This is a genomic window from Methylomagnum sp. (assembly GCF_054333355.1).
Window position 1 is genome coordinate 1 of record NZ_JBTEKS010000132.1, and the last position, 10,353, is coordinate 10,353.

General features: G+C 64.5%; 5 protein-coding genes and 1 pseudogene. 2 read left to right on the forward strand and 4 right to left on the reverse strand.

Annotated elements, in window-relative coordinates; translation table 11 throughout:
* The 4 genes from malQ to ACXWUF_RS11640 all read right to left on the reverse strand — a co-directional run.
* The coding region (gene malQ / locus ACXWUF_RS11625) for a 4-alpha-glucanotransferase (RefSeq protein WP_458494847.1) at positions 1-3,051 on the reverse strand (3,051 nt) is incomplete at its 3' end.
* A complete protein-coding gene (locus tag ACXWUF_RS11630) occupies positions 3,044-5,077 on the reverse strand; it encodes an alpha-amylase family glycosyl hydrolase (RefSeq protein ID WP_458497704.1) in 2,034 nt (677 codons plus the stop codon). The genes malQ and ACXWUF_RS11630, both read right to left, overlap by 8 nt.
* A gap of 181 nt (positions 5,078-5,258) precedes the next feature.
* Positions 5,259-6,500, reverse strand: coding sequence for a glycosyltransferase (locus tag ACXWUF_RS11635; RefSeq protein ID WP_458494849.1), 1,242 nt, complete (start codon positions 6,498-6,500; stop codon positions 5,259-5,261).
* Positions 6,493-7,173, reverse strand: coding sequence for a DUF5752 family protein (locus ACXWUF_RS11640; protein WP_458494850.1), 681 nt, complete (start codon positions 7,171-7,173; stop codon positions 6,493-6,495). The genes ACXWUF_RS11635 and ACXWUF_RS11640 overlap by 8 nt, the downstream gene beginning before the upstream one ends.
* A gap of 1,214 nt (positions 7,174-8,387) precedes the next feature.
* Between ACXWUF_RS11640 and ACXWUF_RS11645 the strand changes: the two are divergent.
* Both ACXWUF_RS11645 and ACXWUF_RS11650 read left to right on the forward strand, forming a co-directional pair.
* Positions 8,388-9,844 (forward strand): annotated as a pseudogene (locus ACXWUF_RS11645) (DUF1800 family protein).
* A gap of 19 nt (positions 9,845-9,863) precedes the next feature.
* A partial coding sequence (locus ACXWUF_RS11650; protein ID WP_458494851.1) for a DUF1501 domain-containing protein occupies positions 9,864-10,353 on the forward strand: 490 nt, incomplete at its 3' end.

Genomic DNA, 10,353 nt, shown 5'->3' on the forward strand with positions numbered 1-10,353 from the left:
GTCGAAGCTGGCCGGGACGCCCGGCGTGCCGTTGAACTCGGCCACGTTGCGGGCGATGAAGCGGGCCACGTCCTGGCTTTCAGCGCACAAGCGGGCCAGACGGCGCTTGTGGACTTCCTTATCGCGGCTCCGCTCCGAGCGCTTGCCCTCGCCGGTCTGCCAGCGCCCCGGCAGATGGCCGAAGGCGGTGACCAGGCTTTGGAATTCGTGCAGGTCCGGCGACTCCGCGCCCACGGCGGCTTCCAGTTGCTCCAGGCGATAGCCCAGGATGCGGGGATATTCCCTCGGGTCCACCGGAAACCGATGCGGGCCGTACCACACCGAAAACGAACCTTCCTCTGGGTCGAACACCAATTCCAGTTCGCCGTTTTCCAGCGCGGTGCCGTAGGGCAAACCCAGGGTCGGCAACAGCACCCTGCCGCGCAACGGGTCTTTCACCGGATGCCAGTCGATGTCGAAGAAGTCGGCGTAATCGGACGCCTCGCCGTTCTCCAACACCTCCTGCCACCAGCCGTTGTCGCTGCCCATCACGCCCATGTGGTTGGGCACCAGGTCGAGGATATGGCCCATGCCGCGCCGGGCCAGTTCGCGGAGGAACTGCTCGAAATCGGCCCGGCTGCCCAGTTCTGGGTTGAGGGCGGCGTGGTCCACGATGTCGTAGCCGTGGCTGCTGCCGGGGCGGGCCTTCAGATAGGGCGAGGCGTAGCAATGGCTGATGCCCAGCTCGTTCAGATAGGGCACGATCTCGGCGGCTTGGCGGAAGGTGAATTCGCGGTTGAGTTGCAGGCGGTAAGTCGCCCTCGGCACGGTGTACACCACCCCGCCGAAGCCGGTGGATTTAGGCTTGGGCGGAAGCCGTGCGGCCCCGGCGCGGATTTCCGCCATGGCGTCCATCAGCGCGGCAACGGCGGCTTCCCGGCGCCATTGCTCGACTTCCAGCGGCAGCTTGCGCCGCCAGTTGGGATAGTCCGCCGGGGCACCGGCCAGGGCCACCGGCTCGGCCTGGCCCAGCGCGTCCTCCATCCGCACCAGCACAATCCGGGCCGGGGTGCGGCACAGGTAGCGGTACATGGCGATCACCAAGTCGGACGACAGGTCAGGCACCGACACCGGATGAATGCTGGCCTCGCCCGGCAACAAGCCTTCCCGTTCCAGCGCCACCAGCAGCCGCACCCGCGCCACGGCCCGGTTCACCGCCTGCTCGTGGCGCTCGGCTTCGGAGGCGAACAGCCGCAGCGCCGTTTTCTCGTCCAAATCTCGGCCCAGCCAGAAACCCCGCAAGGTCGGCTCGTCCACGCCCGCCGTCGCCACCACGGCACAGTGGGGGAACTCCCGCACGGCGATGTCCGGCGCTTCGGCGGATTTGGCGAAGAACGACCGGAACGGCAGGATGCCGAGCCGCTCCAGGGGTTCGCAATCGTCCATCTTCAAGGCCGCATCGCCCGCCAGCACCACGCAACGGTTGCGCTGGCTTTCCAGAGCCAGAATCCCGAGCAAATCTTCGAAGGGAAACCCCACCCAGCCGCCCTCCCCCGCGCCTTCCGGCACCCAGAACTGCCGCCGCAATACCAGAATGTTGTGAATCAGCAGCGCCCCCATGGGCCGCATGTTATGGCGCAGCGCATCGACGAACGGCGCATAGGCCGACGCTTCCAAGGCTAGCGGCAGGAACGGGGCCAGCCCGGATATTGTGCCTTCCCCGCCCGCTTCGGGGGCTGGCGTACCCAACCGTACCCCGGCGGCGTGCAATCCTTGTGCGGCCCAGACTTCCCCGCCCTCGGCGGCGGCGTCGAACACGAAATCCTGGCACAGGCCAATGGATAGCCCCGCCTCCAACGACCGCCGCCCCGCCGCCTCGCATTGCAACTCGGTCTGCCAATAGAGATAGGCGAAGAATTCCAGCCGCCCGGCCTCCCGCTTGGCGAACTCGCGCACGGCGGCGGAGTCGGGGTCGCTGTACTGATCCGGCCAGTCGGTCCAGGCCGTAAGCTCCGGGTCTTGTTGGAGGAAATGCTCCGACAAGGCATCGAATAGGGTTTGCTTGAACAGCGCCTCGCCCCATTCGGCCCGATAGGCAAGGAACTCGGCGCCCCGCTCCGACGGCGTGGCGGCCAGATGATGCTCGCGGAAATGGGCGTACAGCCGGGCCGCGAAATCCAGCTTGAGCGCCGCCAACTCCCGGTAATCCACCAGTTCGTCGGAACGCAGCGCCCGCAACCGGGCTTGGAATTCGGAATCAGCAGCCAGAGCCTTCGCCGATTCGCTCTCGGCGAAATCGGGCACGGCTTCCAAGTCCAGATACAGCGCATGAAAAAACAGCCGATGGGACGGCTCGTAAGGATTGCAGCGCAGCGGCACGGCGGGCCGCAAGGCCGTGAGCGGATTGAGCCGGATCAGCGCCGCGCCCCGGTCGGCGGCGTAATCCACCAGCCCCTTGAGGTCGCTGCAATCACCCATGCCCCAATTGCGTTGCGAGCGCACGGCATACAGCGGCAGGGACAAGCCCCACACCCGCTCTTGGCTTTCCAGCGCGGGTGCCCGGTAGCACTGGGTGGGCGCGATGATGAGCGCCATGCTGGCGGGCGGTTCACCCGCGCTGCTCAGGGTCAAGCGGTGATAGCCCGGCGGCGGTGGGTCCGGCAGGTTCAGGGCATGGCGGCGGTAGATTTCGTCGCCGACGCGGCGTTCCGCGATGACCGGCAAGCCCCCCGGCGTGAATCGCCCGGAACGGCGACGGCCATCTTCCAATTCCAGCGACCAATCCAGCCAGGCGGATTCCGCGCTGGCCGAGAGCGTGAATTCCACCACACCGGCTTCCACGCCCGCCCCCGCCACCCGCACCGGCGGCAGAATTCGCCGCCAGTCCCGCTCCTCCAGTTCGGTCAGCAGCTTAGGCAAGCTGGACGGCGGCTCGGCGGCGATGCCCATCGCCACCAGCAGCGCCCGCTTGGTGTCGTTGAGCAAGCGGATGGTTTCGCCATGGGCGTTCACGTAGTCGGTCTCGATGCCGCATAGGGCGCAGAGGCGGTCGAGTAGCCGGGTGTTAGCCACGGGGCGCGGCCTCCCCCGCCAGATGCCAAACCGCGTACCAGCCCGGCAGATGGCCTGCTTCCAGCGGAGCGCCGTGGTCGGGTTCGCTGGTGGCTAGCATTCGGCCCGGCGGGCGGGGGATGTTGGCTAGGGGGGTGGGGCCGAGGTTGGCGAGCAGTGTCAACTGGCTGTCTTCCCCGCCCGAACTGGAGTGCAAGGCTTGCCTTGCGCTGGTCGCGGAGTCTGGCAAGGCAAGCCTTGCACTCCTGTTGTGCGAATCATGGGAGCAAGTGAAAACAGGCCACACCACCCGAATCCCCCCTTCCCCAAGCAATTCATACCGCGCCTCCCCCACCCGCAACAGCGGCAACAACGGCACGATTTTCCTCTGCCGCAAACCCAGCAAACGCCGATAAAACCCCAGCCACTCGGCGTACCGGGGCGAATCCAGTGAACTCCAATCCAGTTTGGAAGCCTGAAACGTGCGGGGATCGGACGGATCTGGAATCGTCTCCCGCGCTTCCGGGGCGGCGAATTGGGCGAAACGGGCGAATTCCTCCCGTCGGCCACGGGTCACGGCGGCGGCCAGCTCCGGCTCGAAATCGCAGAAATACAGGAACGGCGTGGTGCTGGCGAATTCCTCGCCCATGAACAATAGCGGCGGCGACGGGGCCAGCAGATGAACGGCAGCGACGGCCCGCAAGGCGTGGGGATCGACCCATTGGGCCAGTCGTTCGCCGAAGGCGCGGTTGCCCACTTGATCGTGGTTTTGCAGGAAGGTGACGAAGGCGCTGGTGGGCAAATGACGGCTGGGTTCGCCCCGGCGTTGGCCATCGCGGTAGGGCGAGATTTCTCCCTGATACGCGAAGCCCTCGGTCAGCGTCCGGCCCAGATAGGCCAAGGGCGCGGCGGCATAATCACCGTAGTAACCATCGGTTTCCCCGGTGAGCAAGATGTGAGCGGCGTGGTGGAAGTCATCGTTCCATTGCGCGTCGTACAGATGCGGTGAAGCTTCCAGGGTATGGGCGAGAGCGTTTTCACCTCGTTTGTCCGGCTCAGGGCGGAGGCAGGTCGGGCTTAAGCCCGACCTACAAGCTTCCGGCGTGCGGGCCAAATAACGGGCCGCGTTCGCGTCGTTTTCCAGAATCAGGTGAATGTGGCGCTGCTGACTGGGACCGGCCCGAACACGATCCGCCAGTTCTTCCAGGATGTCGGGCCGTGAGTCGTCGGCGATGGCGTGGACCGCATCCAGCCGCAGCCCGTCCAGCCGGTATTCCTCCAGCCAGTACAGCGCGTTGTGGATGAAGAAGTCGCGGACGGCGCGGGCGTTATCGCCATCGAAATTAATGGCCGAGCCCCAGGGCGTGTGATGGCGCTGGCTGAAGAACGGCTGGGCGTAGACGTAGAGATAATTCCCCTCCGGGCCGAAGTGGTTGTACACCACATCCAGGAACACCATCAGCCCCTTGCGGTGGGCGGCGTCGATCAAGTCCTTGAAGTCCTCCGGCGTCCCATAGCTGGCATCGGGCGCGAACAGCAGCACGCCGTCGTAGCCCCACCCGCGCCGACCGGGAAAGTCCGCCACCGGCATGATTTCCAGCGCGGTCACGCCCAGCGCCACGAAGTAGTCCAGCCGGTCCCGTAGGGCGCGGAAGCTGCCTTCCGGGGTGAAGGTACCGACGTGTAGTTCGTAAATGACGGCTTCGTTCCATGGGCGGCCTTGCCAGCCGTCGTCGGTCCAGGCGAAGCCTTCGGGATCGACCACCACGCTGGGGCCGTGTACGTCGTCGGGATTCCAGCGGGATACGGGGTCCGGTACGCACAAGCCGTTGTCGAGGCGGAAGCGGTAGCGGCTGCCGGGTTTGGCCTCGGGGGCGAGGTATTCGAACCAGCCGTCCGGGTGTGGCGTCATTGGGCGGGCTAGTTCGCCGCCCTTCCCTTCCAGCAGCAATTCCACCTGTGCGGTGCCCGGTGCCCAGAGCCGGAAGCGGACGCCCTCGGGGGTTAGGACTGTACCGAAGGGCATGGCATGTTTTGCATGGGGCATATCGACATTCCATTCTTATTGCTCCCACGCTCTGCGTGGGAATGCATCCCCGGACGCTCTGCGTCCCGTGTTGGGGGCATATAGACCGTATCTTTCTGGCCGACACGGATTGCAGAGCGGTCAAGACGGCATTCCCACGCAGAGCGTGGGAACGATCAACGCCCTGCGTGGGAACTATCAATTAAATTAACTCCAACCGATCCTCCACCTGATAAACCAGGCTCACCATCAGCGTCAGGTACTCCCGCAGATGCCGGGTAATCAAAAAATTCTCCCGCACGAACTCCCGCGCCTTCGCCCCCATCTCCCGCCGCTTATGGCCATGGTGCAGCAGATACCGCGCCCGTAGCGCCGCGCCTTCCGGGGTGTTCACCAGGAAGCCGGTGTGGTGGTCGATGACCTGTAGGCGGATGCCGCCGGTGTCGCCGCCAATCACGGGTTTCCCTTTCCACATGGCTTCGGTCACGGTCAGGCCGAAGCCCTCCCGCAAGGATTTCTGCACCACCAAATCCGCCGCCCGCTGCAAGGCGTTGATGGTGCGGTGGGCGTCGGGCGGCAACAGCAGGATGCGCACGTCCGGGTCGTTGTTCGCCGCCCGCTGCACTTCCCCCAATACCGCCTCGCCTTCCGGGTCGTCATCGGCGGTGCCGCCCGCCAGCACCAGTTGCAACGTGGGCAGGAAGCCCTTGGCGATGCGGTACGCCTGAATCACGCCCACCGGGTCTTTGAAGCGGTCGAAGCGCGAGACTTGCAGGATCATGGGCCGTTCCCGGTCGATGCCGAACCGCTCGCAAGCCTCGGCGATGTCCGACTCGGGCAGGTCGATGTTCTTATCGCTTAAGGGGTCGATGCTGGGCGGAATGAGATATTGCGGATGTGGCAGGGATTGGGCGAAGGCCGCCAGGGAAAAAATGCTGGCGTCGTAGCTCTGCACGAAGTTTCTGAGATAGCGCCAGGTGGGCCGGTACGGGTGGCGGATGTCGATGTGGCAGCGCCACACCCAGCGCCCCTGCCGCTGCGGAAAGAACCGCAGCAGCGGGGCCGGTTGCGGGTCGTGGATGAAGACGAGGTCGGCGTCCTCCAGCACCGGGCGCAGGCGCTCGGCGTTGACGGCGTTGACGTCTTCAAAATTCGCCAGCGCCTCCGACGAGATGTTCACCGCGTTGCCTTGCAAGCCGTTATGGAAAGCCTTCGTGCATTTATAGAACTCGGGGTTGCCGGTGATGATTTCCCAATGGGTCTCGATGCCCAGCTCCCGCATGAGCGGCACCAGCTTTTCCAGAATCTCCGCCACGCCGCCGCCCAGCCGGGTGGAATTGACGTGGACCACCTTGAGGTGTTGGAGCAGCAGCGCCAGTTGCCGCAATTGCTCGATGGCGGCGGGGCCGACCACGGCGGCGTAATCATCCAGGGTGTTAGGCATGGCCGGTATCCGCGAGGCAGTCCCGAAATGTGCTGACCAAACAGGCGCGAAGGTCGGCCAGGGAGGTGAAATAGGGGTCGATCTGGCCGAGGCACTGGCTGAGTGCCTGATAGCGCCCGTCGAAGGAATCCAGCCAGACGCGGAAGTCGTCGCGGCATTGCAGGTCGCGGCGGCGGGCGTCGATGAAGTGGTAGAACACGCTGCCGGAAGACATGTCGCCGATATAAGCGGCCAGCGCTTGCGGCTCGTGGAAGCGGTGCTCGGTGCGGAACACCACGATGCGCGAGCGGATGAATTCAAATTGCCGGTCGGGTGGCGTCCAGGCGAGGAATTCCTTCTCGTCCAGCCGTTGTTCGAGGATTTCCACCAACTCCTGGCGGAGGCTTTCCAGGTCGGGATGAATGGCGGCGTCCACCACGCTGAGCCGTTCCGCCAGCACTCGGTCGTGCAGCCCATGCCGCGCCCAGGCGGCGAAGTCGTTGCTGTATTCGCGCTCCTCGAAGCGGGTGTGCAGCAAGCCACCCCAAAAGTGATAGTAAAGGCTGTCGGTGTCGATGGCTAAGAGTTGGTCGCGCAGTTCCTTGAGATTCTGCGCCAGCTTGCCGGTGGCCATGGCGAGCAGGGCGCAATCCTTGATGACGAGCGGCGCGGGGTCGGTGAGGGGCGGTTCCATACGGGTTCTCGGTGGACCGAATGGAGCGACTTTAGCCGGGCGGGCGGGGTTTGGGCATTCGTAACAATCCCTGATTCATCGATTTAAGGATGGGTGGAGCGCAGCCCATCATGCCCTTTAGCCCGAGATGATAGGGTCCGCTGCGCTCCACCCATCCTATAAGCGGTATCCAACACTATGTTTTTCAAACAGGACTCGGTTTAAAAATCTGCGAAACTAATTACCTATCCGCACGGGCAAATATTCCCCATTGCCATCAACGAAAAAGCCCGCACCCCAACCTTAAAGCCCCGGCACTAATCCCGGAACTATTCCCCAGCCAATACCCTACCCAGGTAGGGTATTTTTATACCCGAACCCCAATAAACTCCTCGGTGAAAATAAACCAAAAAACCGGCATTCCCGGCATTCAAGGCTGACATACCCTGATTTCCGACTGGGCATACCCGATACCCGCCCCGGTTTGCGGCTTTTCCAATAACCGACCGCAAGAGGCCACCACTATGCGATCCATAACAACACTCCTGGTCCGGCTGCTCGGCCTCCTGGCGTTCCTCGCCATGGACGCCGCGCTAGCCGCCATCTCCATTAGCCCCATCACCGATTCGGTGCCCTTGGACGGCACCCGGACTTACACCGCCGCAGTCTCCGGCCTGCCCAACACCACCGTCACCTGGTCGGTGAACGGCATTCAGGGCGGCAACCTCATGACCGTGGGCAGCGTCGACGCCACCGGCAAATACACCGCGCCATCCGCCATGCCCCCCGTCAACCCGGTCGCGGTCACGGCCACCGCCAGCGACGGCAACAGCGCTTCGGCCATCGTGACACTGCGCCTGCCCCGTCCTTTGATCAGCAGCGCCACGCCGACGCCGGTGACACCCACCAGCTTCAACGTCGTGGTGAAAGGCAGCCGCTTCTACCCGCAAGTCTGGGCCACCCTGAATGGTCAGCCCGTGACGCTGCAATACCAGTCCACGGGCCAAGTCACCTTGACGGTGCTGTCCCCACCCCAAGGCCAGACCAATCTGGTGCTGTCGAACGCCGCCAATGCCGATTCCGCCGCCTTCAAGCTTTGCCTGACGGGCTGCTATTCCAGCGTGACGCCGACCCCGCCCTACGAACCCGCCGCCCCCGCCGACCCCGTGGACGTGGCCGCCGCCCGGTTCCTGGAGCAGGCCAGCTTCGGCCCGGATGCCGCCTCGCTGCTACAGATGAAGCAACTCATCGGTAGCACCGGCGATGCCACCGCCGCCGCCCACGCTTGGATCGACGCGCAATTGGCCCTGCCGGAAACCACCTACCCGGACGGCACCATGACCATCCAGATGGGCGGTGCCTGGCTGAAAAACATGGCGTCCGCCCCGGATCAATTGCGGCAGCGGACCATGTTCGCCCTGTCGCAAATCTTCGTGGTCTCCACCAACAAGAACACCACCGATAGCGAGTTGCTGCCTTGGGTGCGGCTGCTGTCGCGCAACGCGCTGCGGGCACCGACCAATGAACCGGCCCCCTTCAACAGCCCGTTCTTCAAGCTGATGAAGGAGGTCACGCTGTCGCCGACCATGGGCAAGTACCTGGACCTCGCCAACAGCCGGAGGCCCGGCGGCAACGGTCAGAGCGCCGCCAACGAGAACTACGCCCGCGAGTTGATGCAGTTGTTCACGCTGGGGCTGGTGCAGCTTGATGAATATGGCAACCCCATCACCGATGCCAACAACAAGCCCCTGCCCACCTACGACCAGACCACCATTCAGCGCTTGGCCCTGGCCCTGACCGGCTGGACCTATCCCACCCAGCCCGGCCAAGCCGTTGGTGTCGCCCATTCGCAATACTTCGTGGGAGAGATGGAGCCGCTGGACCAGTACCATGATCAACAGGAAAAAACCCTGTTCCCCGGTGCGCCCGGCGAAACCAAGATCAAGGCGGGCCTGGGTGCCTCGGCGGAATTGGACGAGGCGCTGAAGGCCATCTTCAATCACCCCAATTTGCCGCCCTTCATCGCCACCCGCTTCATCCGGGGCTTGGTCACCAGCAATCCCGACGGCAACTACATCAAATATGTGGCGGCCGCTTCGCCAATAACGGCCAGGGCGTGCGCGGCGACCTCAGGGCGATGGTCCGCGCCACGCTGACCTACCCGGATGCCCGCCAGGACAGCCCCACCGCCAACCAGGGCCATCTGAAAGACCCGGTGACCCATCTGGTGGGTTTCATGCGGGCCATGGGCGCCAATCTCACCGACCCGTCGCCGTTCCAGTGGGAGCTGTTCCTGATGGGCCAGAAGGTGTTGGAGCCGCCCTCGGTGTTCGGCCACTACTCGCCGCTGTACCGGCTGACCTCGCCGGACGGGGCCGGGCTGTTTGGGCCGGAGTACCAGATTTACACACCCGCCCGCGCGGTGCATCGCGCCAATGGCCTGTGGGGCATCCTGAACGCCCAGTCCACCAACACCTCTATTCAGATCAATCTGTCGCCGTTCGCCTCGGTGGCCGACAACCCCAATGTCCTGCTGGATAAAGTCAACGCCACCCTATTCCAGGGGCGGATGTCGCCGGCCCTCCGCAAGACCCTGTACGACACCGCGCTGCCCTATACCGACCTGACCACGCGGGCCAAGACGGTGCTTTATCTCGCGGTCATTTCCAGCGAATACCTGATCCACCGTTAAGCGCCCCAGGAGAATCACTATGAACAGCCACATTCGCGGCGTCTCCCGCCGCCACTTCCTGAAACTCTCCGGCGGCTTGGCCGCGCTGGGCGCCATGGCCCAAACCGGCTTGCTACGGGCCGCCACCACCCCGGTGAGCGACTATAAAGCCTTGGTCTGCGTGTTCCTGGCCGGGGGCAACGATGCCGCCAATACCGTCGTGCCCCGCGACAGCGCCCGCTATCCCGCCTATCAAACGATCCGTGGCCCCAGCGGGCTGGCGCTGACGAGCAGCAAGCTCATGCCGGACTTCGCCGGGGCCAACCCGGACGACACCTACGCCCTGCACTATGGACTGGCGGAGGTGGACCAACTCCGCGCCGCCGGCAAGGTCGCCATCGTGTTGAACCTGGGCAACTTGAACAAGCCGCTCCAAGGCAGTCCGGCACCTGCCAATCTGTTCTCCCACAGCGACCAAACGATCTACGCCCAAGCCGGGACCATTGAGCCCATCGGCTCCGGGTGGGGCG

What these genes read in the sequence shown, in the direction of transcription:
- ACXWUF_RS11630 (WP_458497704.1), bottom strand. Translation starts at nt 5,077, where the DNA reads ATGCCCCATGCAAAACATGCCATGCCCTTCGGTACAGTCCTAACCCCC.
- ACXWUF_RS11635 (WP_458494849.1), bottom strand. Translation starts at nt 6,500, where the DNA reads ATGCCTAACACCCTGGATGATTACGCCGCCGTGGTCGGCCCCGCCGCC.
- ACXWUF_RS11640 (WP_458494850.1), bottom strand. Translation starts at nt 7,173, where the DNA reads ATGGAACCGCCCCTCACCGACCCCGCGCCGCTCGTCATCAAGGATTGC.